Source organism: Rhizobium lusitanum, assembly GCF_014189535.1.
GTDB lineage: Bacteria > Pseudomonadota > Alphaproteobacteria > Rhizobiales > Rhizobiaceae > Rhizobium > Rhizobium lusitanum_C.
The window spans coordinates 284,481-303,732 of record NZ_CP050304.1 but is presented as its reverse complement, the minus strand read 5'-3'; the positions used below and the strand labels follow the sequence as shown (position 1 = coordinate 303,732).

Below are 19,252 nucleotides of genomic sequence, written 5' to 3'. Positions count from 1 at the left end.
TCCCGTGGATGCCTGATCAGGCGGATAGGAATGAGCGGACGGTGACGCCGTCGGCTTCGAAGGCGCGACGAATTTCATGAGCGATGGCAACAGCACCGGGGCTGTCCCCATGCACGCAGATCGATTGCGCGTCGATCCTGATGGTTGAACCGTCGACAGCCTCCAGCGTGCCCTTGTTGGCAAGCTGCAGCATGCGCTGGGCAATGCGCTGCGTATCATGCAGCACGGAACCCTGTTCGCGGCGCGAAACCAGTTGTCCGTCAGGCGTATAGGCACGGTCGGCAAAGGCTTCGGCAACGGTCTTCAGGCCTGACGCCTGCGCAAGCTTAAGGATCGGGGCGTTGGCAAGGCCCATCAGCACCAGCGAAGGATCGATCGCCTTGATGGCGTCGATCACCGCCTGTCCCTGTTTCGGGTCATGGGCGATGCGGTTGTAGAGGGCGCCATGCGGTTTGACATAGCCGACGGTTGTTCCCGCGGCTGCCGCCATGCCCTTCAGGGCGCCGATCTGGTAGATGACGTCGGCGATCAGTTCGCCGCTCGTCACGTCCATGTCGCGCCGGCCGAAGCCGACGCGATCGGGATAGGACACATGCGCCCCGATCGAAACACCCTTATCGGCGGCCGCCTTGACGGTCTTCCAGATGCCGGCGGGATCGCCTGCATGGAAGCCGCAGGCGACATTGGCGCTGGAAACGATGGCAAGCATCGTGTCGTCGTCGCCCATGCGCCAGGCGCCGTAGCTTTCACCGAGATCGCTGTTCAGATCGATGGCAGTCATGTTTTATCTCCTCAGGTGGCCGGCGACAGCAGGGCGAAAATCGGGCCGATCGACTTGTAGCCCATGTACCAGGTGAGCACGCATGTCAGTACGCCCAGCACCAGCAGCCAGCGCGGATAGTGATAGCCACCCAAGAGATCCGGGCGAGCCCAGACTGCATACATGAAGATCGACAGGCCGACCGGCAGGACGAGGCCGTTCAATCCGCCCACGAAGACAAGCATGGCGGCCGGCGGGGTAGTGATCAGCATGTAGGCGATCAGCGAGATGGCAATGAAGCCGACGGTGGCGAAGTTGCGCTGCCGTTCCGTCATATCCTTCTTGAATGCGGTCAGGAAGGAGACCGACGTGTAGGCTGCGCCGATGATGCTGGTCATTGCCGAGGCAAGGAAGACTGCGCCGAACAAACGCAAGCCGATATCGCCTGCAGCAGCATGAAACGCTTGGCCGGCCGGATTTGCGCCCTTGCCCGACAGGTCGATGACGACACCGCTTGCGACGACGCCGAGGACGGCAAGGAAGAGAATGTAGCGAAGCACGCCGGTAATCGCGATGCCGCTCAATGCGGCCCTGTTCACGGCAGCAAGATTTTCAACGCCAACCGTACCCTTGTCCAACAAGCGATGCGCCCCGGCATAGGTAATGTAACCGCCAACGGTGCCGCCGACGATGGTGGTGATCGTTGCGAAGTCGATGACATCGGGCAGGACGGTCTGGCGCAGAGCTTCGGCAAGCGGCGGACCGGAAACGATTGTCGCGTAAAGAATGAGAGCGAGCTTGATGAAGGCCGCTACGTAGACGACGCGATCCATCGCCACGCCCGCGCGCCGCGAAATGAAGATGCCGATCGCTGCGACCGCACCGATCAGGCCGCCGATCTTCGGGTCGAGGTCGATCATCGCGTTGAAGCCGAGGCCGGCACCGCCGATATTGCCGACATTGAAGAACAGTCCGCCGATGATGACGAGGACGGCGAGGAGATAGCCCGAGCCAGGGATCGCCGCATTGGCGATGTCGGAGGCGCGCATCTTGGTGATGGTGACGATCCGCCAGATATTGGCCTGGACAACGAAGTCAATCAGGATCGAAACGAGAATGCCGAAGGCAAAGGCCGCGCCGAGCTTGGCCGTGAACGTGGCGGTTTGAGTTATGAAGCCGGGTCCGACGGCAGACATCGACATCAGGAAGATGGCGGCCATCAGAGCCGAGCGCCGCGACTTGACGGACATCCCTGGCGGCTTGGCCGGTGCGATGTCGGTGGACGAAATAGCTGGCTGTTCCAAGAAACCTCTCCTTATGTGTGGACGGCCCTGAACTCCCTCGGGTTAGCCCACTTGAATTTATCGACAGGGCCTAGCGTCGTCGTGTTTCACAATTCTGTCAAGATTGTTCAACGATTTTATCTTATCGTTCTACTATCGTGCGTAAATGTTGAGCGATCTGAAGATTAATCGGGCACAGAATTGCCTTGATTGGCGCATATTTGAGCCGCCTTGGGGCTGCGCTTGCCTCCTTCCTGTCATTAAGGATAACGAAATCGCCGACCCGGAACGATATCCGACATCGCAGATCCGCCTGGTCACGTTGTCCAGCCATGGTTCCCTTGGGGCGAGAACCGCTATATCGATGGGCAACAGGGACGGATGTATCATCCGTGTTCGTGCACAAGAGGTTTTGATGGCTGAGCAGGATACCACATCGGCGCTTGCGCCGCGGCTGGCGGAGGAGATCCGCGACAAGCTGATTGCGGGCGAATTGAAGCCGGGCCAGCGCCTCTCCGAGGCGACGCTCAGCGTCGGCATGGATGTGTCTCGCAATTCACTGCGCGAAGCCTTCCGACTTCTGACCAAGGAAGGCCTTTTGCGGCACGAGCACAATCGCGGCGTATTTGTCGCCACGCCCAGCATGGCCTCAATCATAGACATTTACCGGGTGCGCCGCATAATCGAATGTCAGGCACTTGCGAAGGCCTACCCCAATCATCCGGCGGTGGCGCGCATGCGCTTGGCTGTTGAACGAGCCAGGGTCGCGCGCGGCGACAAAGATTGGGGCACGGTCGGCAGCCAGAACATGGTCTTTCACGCAGCGATCGTCGACCTTGCTGACAGTCAGCGGCTGAATGCCTTCTATGCTCAGATCGCCGCAGAGCTACGCCTTAGCTTTGGTCTGCTCGCCGAGCCCGAGCTGTTGCACGCGCCCTATGTCGACCTGAATGCGGCTATACTCGAAAAGCTCGAAGATGGGATGCCGGCCGAGGCTTCTGCAGCACTCGAGGCTTACCTGACGCAGTCTGAGCGCACTGTTCTCGCTGCCTTTTCGCGAATTGATGTGAGGAACTCATCCGGGAACGTGTACAGCTAAACCGACCTGAGACCCGCCCCGCGCTTCGCACTACGCAAAATTTGGTCTTGCGGAAATGACCACCAGACATTTGAAGGGGCTGGTCGACAGATAGCACCCGTTCAAGGTGTTCACATCTAACGGCCCAAAGCGCACTGCGGCGGTCGCTGGTTTTAAGAGCGGACCCGCGCGCCGGGGACTGTCGGTCCCGGTTTCCGGCGTTGCCGTCGCTGTGCTAAACCTCCTGCGGCAACCCTTTTGACCGGTCTCGCAGGGGGCGAACGGCTTTCGCGGTGCCCCGCTACAGCTGGTATGCCCATTACGAGTTTGGGCGCTTTCGCAACGGCTAATAGTTGTCACAACTTGCACCGCGCCATTTGTAGTGACTGATCGCTCGGCTTGTTGATGATGCCTCGCACCAACAAGGTTGATCTGCCGACCGTGCCGTGTTTTGAAGGTGGAAAATTGGCGGCGGGGCTTAGACAACAGGAATGGCCGAACAGTTTGACATGTTTTCGGAGCAGGCTCCGCGCGACCATGCGGTCACGCGCGGCTCCCCCAAATTCGCTAAACCCTACAAACATGCCATCCCCATGAGTGAAGAGAACATGGTCCGACATCTGTCGCAGACAGGTCGATATCGGATCCTGCAGAAACTCGCGCCGCGCGCAATCGCACCATTCCCACGCTCGGAATACCCCCTCAAGGGCATCATTCTCGACACCGAGACCACGGGCCTCGATGCTCGCAAGGATGAGATCATCGAGATTGGCGTGATCGCTTTCACCTTCGATGCGACAGGAAGCATCGGTGACGTCACCGGCATCTACGGTGGGCTTCAACAGCCAAGCGTTTCCATTCCCACTGAGATCACCAGGCTCACCGGGATTACCGACGATATGGTCGCCGGACAGTCAATCGATATGGCTGCGTTGCGGGCGCTGATTGAACCGGCTGATCTGCTGATCGCCCACAATGCCGGTTTCGATCGGCCATTCTGCGAGGCATTTTCTCACCTGTTTTCCGGCAAGGCCTGAGCTTGCTCCAACTCCGAGATCGACTGGTCGTCGCGGGGATATGAAGGCACCAAGCTCGGCTACCTGATCGGGCAGGCGGGCTACTTCCATGATGGTCATCGTGCTGTCGATGATTGCTTTGCACTTCTGGAGGTCTTGGCTCGCGGGGTGGAAGGATCGGCTTCCACCGCTTTTGCCGAACTCTATGAAGCAAGCCAAACTTCGCGTGTCCGGATCTTTGCGGAGAACAGTCCCTTCGATATGAAGGACCACCTGAAGGCGCGAGGCTATCGCTGGTCCGACGGAAGCGACGGCCGTCCCAAATCCTGGTGGATCGAGGTTGGGGAAGAAGCGCTCGATGATGAGCTTCGCTATCTCAGGGCCGAAATCTATCGCTACCCAGACGCCGATCCACCCATCAAACGCCTGACCGCCTTCGACCGGTTCCGGGCCTGATGGCCCCTTCAGGCCGTCTGCTAATTGGACCCATGCTTTGAGCGCATGGCCGACCTGAGACCTTGTGCCTTATCGAGGGGTAGGCAAGGGCCTATATCCCAATCATCGAAACGACGTTGGAACCAAAGCACGGTTGCTGGCGTCAAGAGACCTCACGAAAGGGGATCATCATGAACGTAGCACGCTCTTTCAACACTTGGCGCAAGTATCGTCAGACCGTTACCGAACTCGGCCGTATGAGCTCGCGTGAGCTGCAGGACCTCGGCATCGATCGCGCCGACATTCACAGCGTTGCCCGCGCATCGGTCGCTCGTTAAGCGACCGCTTCCAAGCCCACCTGAATGACAATACGCCCGCTGATGCTGCGGGCGTTTCTGTGTCTGGGCCGACGCGAGGTGCAGTGCTGGAAATTTTTGCCCTCAGATTGAGGTCATGCGCTTTTGGCATGGCTGCAATGCAGCAACGTCTATTTAATGTGCGGCGAGAACGAGTATCTTGGTGTTCATCGAAGCGATGCACCTCCTCCCGCAGAGCTTCGATGATGCAGGCGCCTTATCCTCCTCCCAAGGTCGCCTGCGGGAACGGCAGCACTCCTCCTCCCAGCTGCTGTTCGGTTCTTTTCGGAAAGCCTGCCGCACCTCCTCCCGCGGCGGGCTTTTTCGTTTCAGGGCCGGCTGGTTCAAAGTCCAAGATCGAGCTGCGGCTCTTGCCCGCTCTCTTCGGTGTTGAGCGACGAAAGGGGGGCCTTCGGGGCCAAACAGATCGCCAGTTAGTGCCCGATCAGGACGTCGTCCTGATCGGGTGTCGCCAGCCGGATTCCATAGTACAACTCTCCTCTCCGACTCGGAATCGCGTTCAGGTTTCGACGGTGGCCGGTTGGATCGTCGGCACACCTGACATGGCAAGATAGGCGCCACTCAGCATGACGATGATGCCAATCACATCCGTCACGGTGACCTGTTCTGCGAAGAAAGCAGCGCCCAGGGCGACGGCGATCACGGGCGATACGAAAGCATAACTGCCGGCGCGGGATGCGCCAATGTCCCGCAGCAGGCGCATGTAGGTCGTGTAGCCGATCAGCGAGCCAAAGATTACAAGGAAGAACCAACCCAGCCAGGCGACCGTGCCCCAATTGCCGGAGAGAGCGGAAATAGCCCCCGGCTCAAAAGCCATGGCGGCGATCAGGAGCACAATGCCGCCGACGAGTGTCGTCACGCCTGCGACGAACAAGGCCGGATAGGTTCGCAGGAGTGGACGGGCAAGCACTGAGCCGTAGCCATAAGTGAACGCCGCGGACGCGACTGCCAGGCCACCCCAGAGGCTCGCTCGAGAGAACGCTTCGGGCGTAGGCGAACTCGTATTTGGAGAGGTCGGCCAGAACAGGACGATCAGTCCGGAGACCCCCAGAGCGATCGCAAGAATCCTTCGCACATCCAACTTTTCCTCGTTGAGAAGGAGCGCGAAAACGAGGAGCGCGATCGGGGTGAGCGACATTTCCAGAACGGCAGCAGTCCCCGAATCGATATATTGCATGCCCCAAAACAGCGGGCCATAGCACAGCGTGATCATCAGGGTGCTGACGGCGGCGAAACGAAAGCCGTCTTGGATCTTGAACTTAGCTCTTTCGTCTCTTGTCGAGGCGTAAAGAAGGAGCAACACGCCAGCAGCAGTAAATCGTGTGCCGGCAAACAGGAGAGGCGGCACGGCATCGATGCCTGCCTTGGTTCCGATCCAGGTGCTTCCCCAGATTGCGCATAACATCAGGAAGCGTAGCTGATTTTTGTTGACGCCGGCGAGCATGTGGTTTCCGATTCATGTAACGGGTAATATATATTTATATCGTTACAACTCACTCTTGTCCAAATCGTTCCACAGAACGATATTGAAGCGATGAACATGCAAAAGACGATCAACGATATCAGCCTTCTTGGTGGCCATCCGGCGCTCGACTTCGTCAACACCGTCGACAGCCGCGGGGTGCGTTGGGGTCCGGATTTCCTGAATAGCTACGACGACCTCGTGGCTTGGGCTCGGCGCCTCGATCTGATCGACAACTGGGAGCGCGACATCTTGCTCTTCAAGGCTGGCAAATCGGCCTCTGCAGCTGCGGACGAACTAGGCAGGGCCAAGAAATTGCGGGAGGCGCTATGCCGCCTGTTCCTGTCTGAAGTTGATGAAAGCCCGATCAGCCAGGACGATCTCGATCTCGTTGCCGACATGGCCCGACGTTCACTGTCGCAACAAACACTGAGCCGCATTGCCGGAAATATCGAGTGGCGCCGTGCGGACGCCAAAGACTTGGATACGATTTGCAACCGTGTCGCTCAGTCAGCCGCCGAGCTGCTAACGTCGCAAGACGAACGCCGCCCTGTGCGAGCGTGCCAAGGTCCAAATTGCGGCTGGCTTTTTCTGGACCAGTCTCGTGGCGGTCACCGGCGGTGGTGCTCCGACAAGACCTGCGGATCGCATGCCAGGGTACGCAAATTCCGGGCTGTGCAAGCGGATTGAAACGGCACTCAGCTACTACCAACCCTTCAAAACATTTACACGACCGGAGATATTGAGCCTGAGGCTGTCCTCCAAGGCATTTACAGGTCCGTTCGAGCGCGGCCCGGCGGCGTGTCGTGCAGACGGCTCCACGCCCGTCGGAACTGGCGCGCCGAGGAGAAGCCGATACGTTCGGCAACGCTCTCCATATCCAGTCTCGAGCAGCGTTGGTGCAGGGATCCGAGAGTTTTCGGACTTCATTCTTTGATACCGCTGTTTATGCGGTGGCTGCGTTGCGCCGGACGGACTTCGGGCGTGCGCATGCCAGCATTCGGTTGAGGACGGCGCAGCCGATGGCGACCTCCGTCTGTTGTGTGTTGAGTTTCAGCTCGATTTGCGCCAGTTTTTCATTTCGCGTTGTACCACCTAATTATATTTATGGTGTTGACCGAGAACATTTTCTCGCGGGGTGGGCAGGCCCCTCCGAAATGAAAAAGTGGATCAAATTCTTGCGATAATCAACAATCTAAGGATGACCCCGCTGAGAAGAGGCTTCGGTCATTGAAATATATTCTGTTTTTTGAAGAAAGTGGCGATCGTACCGGCGTTGCCCATCGCCCCATTGATGTTCCGATTTTTCTATCAATTTCAAATTGTCGCAGGGGATTACAATGGGGTCATTGTTCGGAGCCGGTTCACAAGATTCTCCAGGAATTGAAATTTTATAACGCCTATGTAGACTGAATGTTGTAGTGCTATGTATTCTTGCCTCGTAACGGCCAAGGGCGTCAGGCTTCAAATTACTCTTGTTCTCGCTCTCGTGGACGGAAACCAGTCGGCAACTCCAACGTATAATTAAGGGATAATTTTACAGGCGTTACCATTATTCGTTTTTTGATCTCGCTACCGTCTATCCGTGCCCCTTAATCATATTCAGTGGGCTACTTTGGGAGACAATGAGGTGACAGCCTTCACTGCAGAAAACGAGACTCTGTCTTTCCTCGAAACGCTCTATGCTGCAGCGTGGTCGCGTACAGCCTGGCATGCCGCATTGGAATCGCTCAGCGCATTGTTCCATGCATCTCGGGTTTGCATATTCGAAGCCATCACTGATTGTGGTGCGGTGACATCCGTCCAGCATGTGAACGCCTCAATAGACGATCAAGATATGGGTACCGCCCGTTTTGTCGATGCCTTTACCACAAGGGGGAGCTCCCAACACCCCTACCTGTCCTTCTTCGCTGGGCGCGGTTCGTCGATCGCACGCCTTGAAGAGATCGTCGATCTCGAAAGGTTTCGACAAGGGCAAGTGTGGAATGAATGGATGAAGCCGCGCGACCTCGATCTTGACATGCGCTGCGTGTTTGAATTCGACCACACACACAATGTGCGAAAATCCATCTGTATTCACCGAGCCGTCGGCCAGCAAGTATTCTCGGATCGTGAGAAACACCTCCTGAGCTTACTCCTGCCGCATCTGCGACGGGCCGGCTCGCTTGATAGCATCTTGCGCCGCCGTACGATAGATACGGCGATGGCCAGCAAAACAGGCGTCGCGATGCTGGTCGCGGACAGAAAAGGCCGTGTTATTCGTGCCAACACGGCGGCAGAGCAACTTCTGTCTTCCCTAGAAAGACCCTTGACCTTCCGCAACCAAAGGTCAGCGCCCTCGGTGTCACCATTCCGGACCACGCTGGTGGAACTTGTTGGCGAAGCACTCGCGCCTTCACTGGCGAAGCAAACCAACGCGATGATCATCTTAGATACTTATCAGGATAAGCAGCACGGGCCACGTTTCTTAGTAAGCGCCAATCCGGTGCCAGCCGAAGAGATCGATAACGCGCCTTGGGAGTTGGCCCTCGTATCAATCCAACCGCTGGATAAGCCATATGACGTCGATCTCATACCACTCCTAATACGCTTATTCGGCCTGCCGCCTGCTCAAGCACGCCTTGCCTTACGACTTGGGAATGGCGCAACATTGCGGGAGGCCGCCGTAGCTTGTGGCGTTTCATATGGCTCGGCTCGCACATACCTAGCTGCTATCTATAACAAGACCGGTCTTCATCACCAAGGCGAGTTAGTAGCGCTGCTAAAATCCATCGAGATGGCGACTCGCATTGGCAGATGATGTTCGCGACCGTAAAATCGCAATTCACCCTCATCAATTGAGAACTACTCGCCTTCGGTAGTTTCTTTTACCAATGCACAACACATCCTCTTTGTTTGCAGACGTTTCTTCGGAGGGACGTTTTGTTGCAGAGGACAGGGAACAGTTCGTTAGATTGATCAGTTGGTGTGAATGTTGGAGGCGAAGCATGGCTAAGAAATTCGGGAGCGAGGGCAGCGGCATTTTTTGGTGCCACCCTGGCGGAACTAATTGCATAACCCCGAAGATAGTGGATATCATCGGGAACAATCGAAGAGCTTATTTCATCCACCCTGCAGAGGCTGATGAATACTACGATAAGGATCTTTCTGATCTAACGAACCAGATGAATGAGCTCGTCGCTTCGACAGAAGCGAGCGAGAAAGCTCAGAAGAAGCGCGACGCAGTCCTCGAGATTGGCTTTTTACAAACATCGAACGGCTATTTGCCCGTCTGGAAGAGAGACGTTTCCGACAACGAGCGCCTGGAAGACTTAGTTGATCGTAGCTCCTTGACACCTTTAGGCAGCATGGAGCCTGAGGAAGTTAAAGCATATTTGCAGATCGAGTCGGAAAACGGGTCAGATGGGACGTGGTACTCCTACAGAAGACGCGGTGGTACGGTTGAATGCGGAGGGGCTGGAATGGGCTGCTTTGTTACCGTCGCCTCTGTGAACCGTTATAAAGACATCTCCGAAAGTAATTATTTCCCGAAAGTTGCAGAAGCTTCGCCAGTGTTTGATCCCGTATTGAGGGATCTGGCCGACAAACTGAACGCGGCGTTAAATGCTACGCAGAAGAAGCATTTTCGCGCTGAAACCACGGCTGAAATTACGCGAGAAATTGGCCTAGCGCTTGACGATGAGGGGATTTCGGTTGTTTGGAAAGTGGTGGCGCACCACTAACTTCCGCTTCCTATCTTTGTGTCAAGACGGGGAGAGGCCCGTTTTGTAGATTGCGTGGCCTCATCTCATTAACGTTCTTAGGCTTTGAGTGGATGCCGCAATTGGCATATTGGGGCAGATTCTTTGTTTAACCGTATTCGCTATTTGTCCCCACGGAGCGCCAAACCAAGCTCAGCCTGCTTCAACACGGCGACAATCTGCTCGACCGAAAAACCAACAGAAAAACTGGACCACTTTCACAATGTCACCTCGTCGTGAAGCATCCACCAAATGGAGGACGGCAACCCCGAAGAAATCTGAAAGGTTGGAAATGTCAGGAAGAAAATGCACGGCTAGGGTGAATATTCTCCCGTAAGGCTGGGGCAACCGGGGCGGGTGGATATGGCGGATCTTGCGAACGTGATGCGTGCCACGGCTTGGCGAGGGACGCCGCTTTTACGAAATCCTCGATTTCAAAGGATGCGGGCCAGCAAGGGGCTCGCATCACGGTCGGGCGCGCCGTTTTCTGAAGGTATCGGCGCGCAACCGTGTTGCCAGCCTGGCATGAGGGCTGCCAGGCTGGCAAACACGATCACGCTAGGCCCAGGTGTTGCAAACCGTTGCATGGAATGGACATGGCATCATGCTTGACGGTTTCGAAAGTCCCGCCGGACATCTGATTTCCTTCGGCCTGTCCTATCTTTTGCTGGCTATTTCACCCGGGCCGAATTTCATGATCGTTTCCGCCGCAGGGCTGCGCTCGCAGCGCACCCATGCGATTGCAGCGGCGCTTGGCGTCGCGTTCGGCGCATGTCTTCTTTATCTTGCAGTAACGCTCTGTACTGGTCTCCTGCCCGTAAGCGATACAACGAAACGGCTAGGCGCGGTATTCTTCGGCAGTTATCTCGTTTATCTCTCTATCAAATCCTTGAGCCGTACGCGCGTGGTGACCCAGTGGACGCATTCAACGGCCGCAGAACCAACATCGGGTTATTTCAGGATGGCTTTCTTCACGGCGATGGCCAATCCCGTCACTGCAATGTTCTTCGCGTCTTCCCACCTTGTCGCCTCCTCCTCATTCTTGACCTTTGTTTGCGCCGGTGTGATTTTCGCAGTTGCGGCAAGCTGGTTTACCATCATCGCTGTGATGGCATCAAATGTCAGGCTGCGATCACTTTCGGGGCGTCACCTCGATCGTTTCGACCTACTCTTTGCAGCTACATTTCTATTTCTTGGGTTAACGACACTATTGTCTTCTCTTCCGTAAGTGTTTGTATCCAGTCATCCTACGATGACTGTCCTCGCGCCGTCCGAATATCTTGATAGCTGGGGTTTTTGCGGTCCCCGCCCTTCAAGCAACCAGCCGTAGCCGTGTTGATTGGCTGAAGCCTACGCTAGCAGTTTTCGACCTTGAGCGAGGGGGTAGGGGAGCTGTCTAGGGACTATCCTCTTTTGCTTGGAGTGTGAAGCGGCTCCGAAGTTTGACCCCCTGAGGATGGAACCCAACATATTGATCCTATTACGCAATTATGCGCCAAAGCATGATTGCCGCCGGCTCGGGGATAACCCCACTTAATTTCTTATTTTTCACTGCGTTTCCAAATGGTTGTCGCGGATGTCAGCGGGGTGAATGTTCGGAGCCGATTCACACGTAGGACCAGAAAGCCGCTTCGCGGATCAATCCAGCCTTCAGGTCATCCTATGAACAATCCCCGCCTCAAAATCATCGTCAAGCTTTTCGAGACCTGCCGCTACAAGCACGATTGCACGTAGCAGTGCTTCCCGGGCTTGCGAAATAGTCAAATAAATTGTATATTTCGTATTAATTGAAGGAAGCGTGATGATGGAAAAATTCTCGACCGTCGAATTGCTGCGAGACATCAAGACGGTGACCATGGCGGCAGACCGCCAGCCCGTCGCGATCACGCAGCATCGCAAACCAAGATATGTCCTTATGACCTACGACGAATTTGAAGCTTTGAAAAGCCGAGGTGATCTGCGCCGGGTTTATGGTCCGAACGAAGCTCCCGCAGATCTCGCGGCAATGATCCTTCCCGAGCTTGACCGGCTGATAGAGGAAGGGCGGGATGCCAATGGCTGACGTCCCGGCCAATGGTTCCGTAATCCGATACCCCTATCTCTGGGCGTGGCAACGCGACAAAGGAGAAACGGAAGGGCGAAAAAGCCGCCCCGTTTGCATGGTTCTTGCGATTCCCAAGGGGAATCAGATGAACCTCATTCTGCTGGCCATTTCGGGAACGCCGCCTCGCTCTGACCAGACAGCCTTGGAGATTCCACAGCTCGAATGCCGCCGCGCCGGCATTCGTGAATGGAAAGATGCTTGGATCACCGTGTCGGAATTCAATCACGATCTGGCGGAAGCCTCATTCTACTTCGATCCGAATGCGGAAGTGCTGGGATCGTTCAGCAAGGGCTTTCTTGCGAAGATCGCCGCAGCCTTCAAGCCGTTTCTGGCAAGCGCTAATGCCAGAATAAGCCGTACCGAATGAAGCGATGCCCGCGCATCTGAGGTGGCGGTATGCCGCCTCCAGCCTTTGACCGCATCGAGCGGTGTGCTGGCTGGAACAAGGGGCTTATGGCCCTCCTCCCTCGGAACTCCCCACTCGCCCATGAAAAGCGGAACGCAAGGTGCGGGGGCAGTCAGTCCCGCTTCCCCTTGGGGGCCACCATGTTGAAGCTCCTGCGGCTGCCCTTGTTCCGCTCCGTGTGCGTCGAGAACTCCCGAAAACCCGTGTCGTTTGGCACTTAACCGTGAGAATGCGGCCATATTTTTCGTAATTGGCAGTTTATTTGAGATTCTGTGGACCGAGAATCTCAGATTAAGTGTAACTGCGAAGACGTCCGCGATTGACGCGCGCAGTCCACAACGTCTTCTATAGCGTTGCCGAAACGGGCTTTGTTTTCGCCCATCAAATGGCCACGCAGCATGTAAAGCATCTCCGGCCCGGCGCGCTGGACGATGGCCACACCAGCTAAAAGAGCCGCGCAAGTGTAGTGGCAAGATCGGACTTGCTGGGGTCGGAAGTTCGCCAGTTTCCATCTTGGGGACTTCATCGAGATCAGGAATGATGACGCCGAGCCCTCTATAGCCTGACGGTTCGTAATGATCGGGAAGAGGCTTTGGAACGCGCCGCATCAGCAGGAGGCGGGCAATCTCACTTGGCGACACCCAGGCTTGGACACAGCGCTCGGCCTCGTCGTCGAGTATCCGCTCTCCTGTCAGCGCAGCATGGTGGTAGCGACTGAAGGGAGAGGGGCGGTCACGCGCGCCAATGCTCTGCAGGAGGCCCCCACAAAGCGGGCAGGTGATCCGCCAGCCGAGAAATTGGCTTCGAAGAATGATGTGCGACCCCTCGATATTCGGACGACAGCCGCAGCATGATTGCCGAGGCTCGCCGGCAATTAGTCGTCGTGACGATTGCGGAATATTCGACAAGGTCATACGGCGAACCGTAGTTGGCTCGATCGAGAACATACAAGCTATGCGGACGACCTGACCTTCGTTGAGATCTAAATCGGCCGCGCGCAATGATAGCGCCTCTGGAAGGCAATGCCGAAGCATGGCCAGGGGAGGGATTTCGTAGAATGCGGCGTGCCGAATGATCCACGACGACAGAAGTTCATCGGCGCAGGGAGCCAGCCTTACCGGCAATTGCCGTGCGAATATTCCCATCTCATGCGAACGCTGCTTCGGCGTCAAATTCCGGCTCCCATTTCTCAATGGCATCATCGGTAATCCGCTCTCCTCCGCTTTCGATTGCCTCGATAGCCAGTGAGTTGATTATGTGGAAGATGTTGGCGGTGATGCCCTCGGTGATCTGCAGTATCCGCCGCAATGATTTTGCAGTTAACACCGATGGATGGCGCAGTGGCGTGTTGCGCAGGATGAGGGCGACCAACATTTCGAATTGCTCATTTGCGGCCCAGCGGCTCAGCGTGAACAGCGGGGTTTATGTTTCTGTTCCTTTTGTAAGTGGGACCCTGCTTACGCCGCCAGCCCTATGCCTTCGCTCCGGCCCTTTCAGTATTTCTTCCCGTCATTGGGTCGTTTCACGAAGTCGCGCGTTTACCATGGGAGAACCAAGCCATTTAGGAGATTGTCATGACCGAGAATTTTGACCTGTCCGATTTTTCAGTTGAGGAACTGACCTCTCTCATCGATGAGGCAACGACCCTGCGAGACACCAGACGTTCGAGCCGTGATCGCAAGTCAACGGGTGCGGATGGTTCGAAGGCACAGGATGTGCACAACCCGGACCATGGCGTCATCCCCACACCCACGCCGCGTGACGTCAAGGATGAAGGGCCGGCACACGGCGTCCCGAAATGAAGCCTCGTGCGCGGCATCAAGAAAGGCACGCCAGCAGCGTCAATCAGCCCGAGAGAAGGTGCGTAAAGATCTCGACCAAATCCTTGTCCATAAACGGCTTCCTCAGAACGGGCCGGTCGCGATAACCATCACGGATGTCGTCACCGCTGTAGCCTGTCGAGAAGGCGAACGGCACACCATGCGTCGCGAGCGCATCAGCCACAAGATAAGTCATATTGCCGTTCAAGTTCATATCCAGCATGGCGGCATCGAAACCTTGAGATTCAATCAAGGCGATGGCCTGATTGATCGTGGCGGCGCCGGTCACCGATGCACATCCAAGGTCTGCCAACATGTCTTCGATCATGATGAGGACCAGCATTTCATCCTCGACAACGAGTACGCGCCGACCAGATAGCAATTTATCCATCGAGAACGCCGTTCGATGCGAGAAAGTTGATCGTGCAGACGATGCCCTCCGGCCGATAATCGAGATCAACCGTGCCTTCCAGTTCATGAGCCAGGCCGCGCTCAATCACGCGGGAGCCGAATCCTTTCCGTGAGGGATATGTTACGGGCGGGCCATCCTTCTCCTGCCATCGCAAGTGAAGCCGCTTGCCTTCCGGCGACGGCTCAATCGTCCATGAGATCATGACCGACCCGGCTCTGTTGGAAAATGCGCCGTATTTCACGGCATTGGTCGCAAGTTCGTGGAACGCGATGCCGAGGGCCAGCGCAACCTTCGGTGAGACACGGATATTCCTGCCCGTGATGATAAAGTGTTCTGACCGCCCATTTCCAATCCCAAACGGCTCCAGCGCCGCTTTGACCAGATCGAGCAATCCCGCGCCCTCCCAATTCTCGCGGGTCAATAGGTCATGAGACCGAGATAGGGCAAAGAGGCGTGATTCGATGGCTTCCCGGATCACCTCGATGTCAGACGCATTTCGCAGGGCTTGCCAGACAATCGACTGTACAGTCGCAAGCGTATTTTTGACGCGATGGTTCAATTCGTCGATCAGCATGCGGGATTGGGCTTGCTCTCGCTTATGATCGGTGAGATCGACAAAGGAGGCGAAATGCTGCACGACACCGCCGCTTTCGTTTCGAACCGGGCTGATAAGGACTGCCGACCAGAACAGGCTGCCATTCTTACGGCGATAGGAAATTTCCGAACCGCCGACGGTGCCTGCAAATGCTGCTTCAATGCGCGCCAGTGAATCTGGATCGGTGCCGCGCGCCATTAGAAAGTTGAAGCTCTGTCCGAGCACCTCTTCCCGAGCGTAGCCGGTCAAATCGAGAAAGGCGTCGTTGACAAAAATGATTGGATTGTCGGCTTCTTTCGCGTCCGTAAAAACCATCGCCATTCGGGTGGTTTCAGCGGCGACGACAAAAGGACCCAAGTCCATCCGAAAGCTGTCGACCTCAGCTTCGGCGGTTTTCTGACTATCAGATTTGGCGATTATGTCTGTCATCTGCTGACCCTGTCCCGTCGTTTGGCGGGCCGCAGCCAGACAATTTTATTGTATACTGTGTGAAGCTCTGCCACCAGCGAACATTTATCCGCGTCGCAAGGTCATCACTAGTACCAGCGCCCCCGGCCGAACCAGCCGCCGCCGCCGATCAGTAGAACTACAACAACGATGATGAGAAGCGTGGTGGTATCCATTTGCGTCTCCTGGGAGCAACTGATCACCTCCATCGCGCTTACAAGCACGGTGCGTTGTTCATAGTGCGCTCCAACTTGACTCAACTGCCAGCGACGGGTTTGGTTCCATTCGACAGCATGATCTGTTGATATGCTGTCGAATGGATCAGCCGATCACGCCATCACGTCCTCCAACATGGGATCAAGCCAGAGGAACCCGAAGATTTCGATGTTCGAAACTTGAGTCGGTTCGCCGCCGCCTATCGTCCCGGCGGCTTGTCGCTGCTTCTGACCTTTTGGGCGTCTAGCTGTCCGTGCTCAAACGACTTTGCGGCGCCGCTGCCTTCGGGATAGGGGTTGCCATCTGCCGGGTTCTTCTCTTTGCCGGCCTTTGTGCCGCGCCCATAGGCGCCGGTATCGCGTGTGTCGGCTTGCTTCGCATCCGTTGCGCTCAAGGCCGGCGGTTCGTTATGCTTTGCCATGGGTTCATCCTCCTCTATCGCTGACGGGCCTTCTCTACTGCTGAGCAGGCGCCATTGCGGACGGCGTTGTCGTTGCCGGTGGCTGTGTCGTGGTCTGCTGGGCAGCCGGAATTCTAGACTCTTTCGGGCTCGTGTAAGGTGAGTTTGCGTACGGCCAAAAGTTCCATGCCAGCGCGGCGACGGCAACAACCGCTAATATAGCGATCGACGACGGCCAAGAAGAGCGGCGTACATATGGCGTAGTTCTGAGATCTAGATTTGGTTTATTCAAATTGTTGGCCATAGAATTTTCCTCCATATCGGAAAACTCTTCGCTGTGGCAAAGGTTCCAGTAGCAGAAATAGTATGAAATACTTCTGGTCCATATTCGCACCGGAGACCGAGGAGGACGCATGTTCAGCGGCTTCCAATTAGAAATGATCGACGTTGGGCCAGGAGAGCTTCGGGTGCCTAGGAGGCCGGCCCGCCAATTCTTCTGCTGCATGGTCATCCCCGCACTCATAGACGTGGGGCAAGTCGCAGATCTGCTGGTTCCGTTTCTCGCGGTCGTATGTCCGGATTTACGAGGTTTCGGTCGTTCGTTTCAGCCCCCGCAAAGCAGTGGCCATCGGATAGGTGGGGTGCTCGTCCGCCGTTTCGTTGGCCATGGCGGGAGAACCGAAAAACCGCCATGTTCATCATCTCTTTCACGTCGGCTTGACACGCCCGCAATCTCAAAAGCAAAAATGCCAAAAGCTCCGATTCCCAATCCGTCATATCGCGCCCCCAACGAACATCGCGAGTTCATATCTGCTCAAGAGCACCACTTGCGGCGTTCGTCGGAAGCTCGTTGGTTCGGTGGAATGACGGAGCCCGAAGTTCGAATCCTATCGAGGCGCTCATGCTCAACCCGTCTGGTCTTGCCTAAAAATACATAGGGCAAACGAAAATCATGAATGACAAACGGTGAACACGCTTCCATGCGACAGTAGAGGTTCTCCGTGGCGTTATAATGTTTCATCAACAATGTTATAACTAGTGATTCATTGACTAGGGGCATCCATCGGTTATAATGTTTTTTCCAGAACATTATAACCGATGGATGCCCGCAATTAGTATGAAGGATTTCCTCGGGGAACGGCGGGCGAGATTCGAGAAGGCAATGGCCGGGCTGAAGGCCAAGAAAGAGGCCGTGGCACCCGCGAAGGAAGAGCAAGGCATGAGACAGATCGATATCACATACCGCACGATGTTCGCGGAGCTGGCGCAGCGTTCGTTCGACGGACAGTTTGTCTCCGACTTCCCCCTTGAGGGCCGTTTCGTCACGGTTCCGGTCAAGAGCAAGGACTACTGGTATTTCGACCTCCCTACTCCCGAGGGCGACAAGCGGCGCTATGTGGGACCTCACAGCGACGCGGAGATCACGGCGCGGGTGAACGCCCACAAGGAGATCAAAGACGATCTCCGCGAGCGTAGGCGCATGGTTGGAACGCTCAAGCGCGGAGGGCTGGATGGGCCGGATGCCTTTGCTGGCGACATCACGAAAGCTCTTGCGAATGCGGGTCTCTTCCGTCTGCGGGCAGTCCTGATCGGCTCGGTGGCTTTCGGCTGCTACGGGGGCCTGCTCGGCGTTCGGCTGCCATCGACAGCGATGCAAACCGGGGATGCGGATTTTGCGCAAGACTTCGCGATCAGCTCGGAGGTCGGGGATAGCCTGCCGCCTGTTCTGGATATCCTGCAATCCATCGACAAAACATTCCGTGCGGTTCCGCACCAGGTCGACAAGGCAAAGGTCGTCGCCTTCGTGAACAGCAAGGGCTACCGTGTGGAATTCCTGACGGGTAACCGGGGATCGGATGAACATACAAGGAAGCCGTCGCCCATGCCCGCCCTCGGCGGCGCGTCGGCGGAAAACCTGCGATTCCTGGACTACCTGATCTACGAGCCTGTGAGGACCGTCCTGCTGCACCGGGAAGGCGTGAATGTCCTCGTCCCGGCTCCCGAGAGGTATGCCGTCCACAAGGTTATCGTGGCCTCTAGGCGACTCACAGACGCGCTCGGGAGGGCAAAGCGGGATAAGGACCTCCTGCAGGCTTCATTGCTCTTCGAAGCCCTGTTGGAGACGCGACAGAGCGATATCATTGCCGATGCCTACGGTGAAGCATGGGAGCGAGGGAAGTCTTGGCAGGAGTCGATCATTTCCGGGCTGGCGATAATGCCCGACAATGGGAAGAAGGCACTGGCGGCCGCCATAGGCGTATCGATAGATGAACTTGGCAAGCGGGTAACCTCATAGCCGATCGATCGGGAGGCCGCCGATGATCGGTAACGCCGCCAATCACTTTCAATCATGCCGCCGATTTAGCCGAACTTCGACGTCCTCGGCTGCTCGGCCGATCTCCCGCCTTCGATCACTCCGAGGATCGGACGGCGAGCGGATTTTTAAAAAACGCCTCGCACCACGCGATTGCATTGGATTCGTTATGGAAATCATAAGTGCTATAGTTGCCGACTACGACAGGTTGATCGCCCTCGATACCCGATAGGGCAAAACCCTAGAACCAGACATCAATTGCAGCAAGTAGTCAAAATCGCTCACATTCGCGGTAAGGACGATCAAGCCGAGCTTTTGTGCTTGGAGGTGTGAAAAAGCATCGAAGAATAACCCTGTCCGTTCTGCACCCAATGCAGCCAGAACAGA

16 protein-coding genes and 4 pseudogenes are annotated in these 19,252 nt (G+C 56.3%); 12 read left to right on the top strand and 8 right to left on the bottom strand.

Annotated elements, in window-relative coordinates; all coding sequences use genetic code 11:
* Positions 1–16: 16 nt before the first annotated feature.
* Together HB780_RS01540 and HB780_RS01535 are read right to left on the bottom strand one after the other, a co-directional pair.
* A complete protein-coding gene (locus HB780_RS01540; protein WP_183686079.1) occupies positions 17–781 on the bottom strand; it encodes a LamB/YcsF family protein in 765 nt (254 codons plus the stop codon).
* A gap of 11 nt (positions 782–792) precedes the next feature.
* Positions 793–2,010, bottom strand: a complete 1,218-nt coding sequence (locus HB780_RS01535; protein WP_183686435.1) for an NRAMP family divalent metal transporter — start codon at positions 2,008–2,010, stop codon at positions 793–795.
* 448 nt (positions 2,011–2,458) lie between these two features.
* Between HB780_RS01535 and HB780_RS01530 the strand changes: the two genes are divergently transcribed.
* The 3 genes and pseudogenes from HB780_RS01530 to HB780_RS01520 all read left to right on the top strand — a co-directional run bounded on the left by HB780_RS01530 (position 2,459) and on the right by HB780_RS01520 (position 4,910).
* Entirely contained in the window at positions 2,459–3,142 is a 684-nt protein-coding gene (locus tag HB780_RS01530) for a GntR family transcriptional regulator (RefSeq protein ID WP_183686077.1), read from the top strand.
* A gap of 470 nt (positions 3,143–3,612) precedes the next feature.
* Positions 3,613–4,593 (top strand): annotated as a pseudogene (locus HB780_RS01525) (3'-5' exonuclease).
* A 170-nt stretch (positions 4,594–4,763) separates the two neighbouring features.
* Positions 4,764–4,910 (top strand): DUF1127 domain-containing protein, encoded by a 147-nt coding sequence (locus HB780_RS01520; RefSeq protein ID WP_164049362.1) that lies wholly within the window; start codon positions 4,764–4,766, stop codon positions 4,908–4,910.
* A gap of 538 nt (positions 4,911–5,448) precedes the next feature.
* Here HB780_RS01520 and HB780_RS01515 read toward each other — a convergent pair.
* The gene (locus HB780_RS01515; protein ID WP_183686075.1) at positions 5,449–6,393 is read right to left on the bottom strand and encodes a DMT family transporter; all 945 of its coding nucleotides are present in this window, start codon (positions 6,391–6,393) and stop codon (positions 5,449–5,451) included.
* Between the two features lie 90 nt (positions 6,394–6,483).
* On the opposite strand from HB780_RS01515, the gene HB780_RS01510 reads away from it, so the two are divergent.
* The 6 genes from HB780_RS01510 (at position 6,484) to HB780_RS01485 (ending at position 12,622) form a co-directional block, all read left to right on the top strand.
* Positions 6,484–7,101, top strand: coding sequence for a CGNR zinc finger domain-containing protein (locus HB780_RS01510; protein WP_183686073.1), 618 nt, complete (start codon positions 6,484–6,486; stop codon positions 7,099–7,101).
* A 940-nt stretch (positions 7,102–8,041) separates the two neighbouring features.
* Positions 8,042–9,211: a helix-turn-helix transcriptional regulator gene (locus HB780_RS01505; RefSeq protein WP_183686071.1), complete on the top strand. Its 1,170-nt coding sequence runs from the start codon at positions 8,042–8,044 to the stop codon at positions 9,209–9,211.
* 187 nt (positions 9,212–9,398) lie between these two features.
* Positions 9,399–10,133: a hypothetical protein gene (locus tag HB780_RS01500; protein ID WP_183686069.1), complete on the top strand. Its 735-nt coding sequence runs from the start codon at positions 9,399–9,401 to the stop codon at positions 10,131–10,133.
* A 622-nt stretch (positions 10,134–10,755) separates the two neighbouring features.
* Positions 10,756–11,379: a LysE family translocator gene (locus HB780_RS01495; RefSeq protein WP_183686067.1), complete on the top strand. Its 624-nt coding sequence runs from the start codon at positions 10,756–10,758 to the stop codon at positions 11,377–11,379.
* A gap of 573 nt (positions 11,380–11,952) precedes the next feature.
* On the top strand, positions 11,953–12,213 hold the full coding sequence (locus tag HB780_RS01490) for a type II toxin-antitoxin system prevent-host-death family antitoxin (RefSeq protein ID WP_245513147.1): 261 nt from the start codon (positions 11,953–11,955) through the stop codon (positions 12,211–12,213).
* A gap of 127 nt (positions 12,214–12,340) precedes the next feature.
* Positions 12,341–12,622, top strand: a complete 282-nt coding sequence (locus HB780_RS01485; RefSeq protein ID WP_435693848.1) for a hypothetical protein — start codon at positions 12,341–12,343, stop codon at positions 12,620–12,622.
* Positions 12,623–13,602: 980 nt separating this feature from the next.
* On the opposite strand, the pseudogene HB780_RS32765 reads toward HB780_RS01485, so the two are convergent.
* A pseudogene (locus HB780_RS32765) lies at positions 13,603–13,806 on the bottom strand (TniQ family protein); the annotation flags it as partial.
* A gap of 1 nt (position 13,807) precedes the next feature.
* Positions 13,808–14,074 (bottom strand): annotated as a pseudogene (locus HB780_RS01475) (TniB family NTP-binding protein); the annotation flags it as partial.
* Between the two features lie 161 nt (positions 14,075–14,235).
* On the opposite strand from HB780_RS01475, the gene HB780_RS01470 reads away from it, so the two are divergent.
* Positions 14,236–14,463 (top strand): hypothetical protein, encoded by a 228-nt coding sequence (locus HB780_RS01470; protein WP_183686063.1) that lies wholly within the window; start codon positions 14,236–14,238, stop codon positions 14,461–14,463.
* A 43-nt stretch (positions 14,464–14,506) separates the two neighbouring features.
* Here the strand turns inward: HB780_RS01470 and HB780_RS01465 are convergent, their stop codons facing one another.
* The 3 genes from HB780_RS01465 to HB780_RS01455 form a co-directional block, all read right to left on the bottom strand.
* The gene (locus HB780_RS01465) at positions 14,507–14,872 is read right to left on the bottom strand and encodes a response regulator (protein WP_183686061.1); all 366 of its coding nucleotides are present in this window, start codon (positions 14,870–14,872) and stop codon (positions 14,507–14,509) included.
* On the bottom strand, positions 14,865–15,917 hold the full coding sequence (locus HB780_RS01460) for an HWE histidine kinase domain-containing protein (RefSeq protein ID WP_183686059.1): 1,053 nt from the start codon (positions 15,915–15,917) through the stop codon (positions 14,865–14,867). The genes HB780_RS01465 and HB780_RS01460 overlap by 8 nt, the downstream gene beginning before the upstream one ends.
* A gap of 433 nt (positions 15,918–16,350) precedes the next feature.
* A complete protein-coding gene (locus HB780_RS01455) occupies positions 16,351–16,572 on the bottom strand; it encodes a hypothetical protein (RefSeq protein ID WP_183686057.1) in 222 nt (73 codons plus the stop codon).
* Between the two features lie 392 nt (positions 16,573–16,964).
* Here HB780_RS01455 and HB780_RS32760 point away from each other — a divergent pair.
* Both HB780_RS32760 and HB780_RS01450 read left to right on the top strand, forming a co-directional pair.
* A pseudogene (locus HB780_RS32760) lies at positions 16,965–17,183 on the top strand (alpha/beta fold hydrolase); the annotation flags it as partial.
* Positions 17,184–17,770: 587 nt separating this feature from the next.
* Positions 17,771–18,847 carry a nucleotidyltransferase family protein gene (locus HB780_RS01450; protein WP_183686433.1) on the top strand — a complete coding sequence of 359 codons (1,077 nt, stop codon included), beginning with the start codon at positions 17,771–17,773 and terminating at the stop codon, positions 18,845–18,847.
* Positions 18,848–19,252: the final 405 nt, after the last annotated feature.

What these genes read in the sequence shown, in the direction of transcription:
- HB780_RS01540 (WP_183686079.1), bottom strand. Translation starts at nt 781, where the DNA reads ATGACTGCCATCGATCTGAACAGCGATCTCGGTGAAAGCTACGGCGCC.
- HB780_RS01535 (WP_183686435.1), bottom strand. Translation starts at nt 2,010, where the DNA reads ATGTCCGTCAAGTCGCGGCGCTCGGCTCTGATGGCCGCCATCTTCCTG.
- HB780_RS01530 (WP_183686077.1), top strand. Translation starts at nt 2,459, where the DNA reads ATGGCTGAGCAGGATACCACATCGGCGCTTGCGCCGCGGCTGGCGGAG.
- HB780_RS01520 (WP_164049362.1), top strand. Translation starts at nt 4,764, where the DNA reads ATGAACGTAGCACGCTCTTTCAACACTTGGCGCAAGTATCGTCAGACC.
- HB780_RS01515 (WP_183686075.1), bottom strand. Translation starts at nt 6,393, where the DNA reads ATGCTCGCCGGCGTCAACAAAAATCAGCTACGCTTCCTGATGTTATGC.
- HB780_RS01510 (WP_183686073.1), top strand. Translation starts at nt 6,484, where the DNA reads ATGAACATGCAAAAGACGATCAACGATATCAGCCTTCTTGGTGGCCAT.
- HB780_RS01500 (WP_183686069.1), top strand. Translation starts at nt 9,399, where the DNA reads ATGGCTAAGAAATTCGGGAGCGAGGGCAGCGGCATTTTTTGGTGCCAC.
- HB780_RS01495 (WP_183686067.1), top strand. Translation starts at nt 10,756, where the DNA reads ATGCTTGACGGTTTCGAAAGTCCCGCCGGACATCTGATTTCCTTCGGC.
- HB780_RS01490 (WP_245513147.1), top strand. Translation starts at nt 11,953, where the DNA reads ATGATGGAAAAATTCTCGACCGTCGAATTGCTGCGAGACATCAAGACG.
- HB780_RS01485 (WP_435693848.1), top strand. Translation starts at nt 12,341, where the DNA reads ATGAACCTCATTCTGCTGGCCATTTCGGGAACGCCGCCTCGCTCTGAC.
- HB780_RS01470 (WP_183686063.1), top strand. Translation starts at nt 14,236, where the DNA reads ATGACCGAGAATTTTGACCTGTCCGATTTTTCAGTTGAGGAACTGACC.
- HB780_RS01465 (WP_183686061.1), bottom strand. Translation starts at nt 14,872, where the DNA reads ATGGATAAATTGCTATCTGGTCGGCGCGTACTCGTTGTCGAGGATGAA.
- HB780_RS01460 (WP_183686059.1), bottom strand. Translation starts at nt 15,917, where the DNA reads ATGACAGACATAATCGCCAAATCTGATAGTCAGAAAACCGCCGAAGCT.
- HB780_RS01455 (WP_183686057.1), bottom strand. Translation starts at nt 16,572, where the DNA reads ATGGCAAAGCATAACGAACCGCCGGCCTTGAGCGCAACGGATGCGAAG.
- HB780_RS01450 (WP_183686433.1), top strand. Translation starts at nt 17,771, where the DNA reads ATGAGACAGATCGATATCACATACCGCACGATGTTCGCGGAGCTGGCG.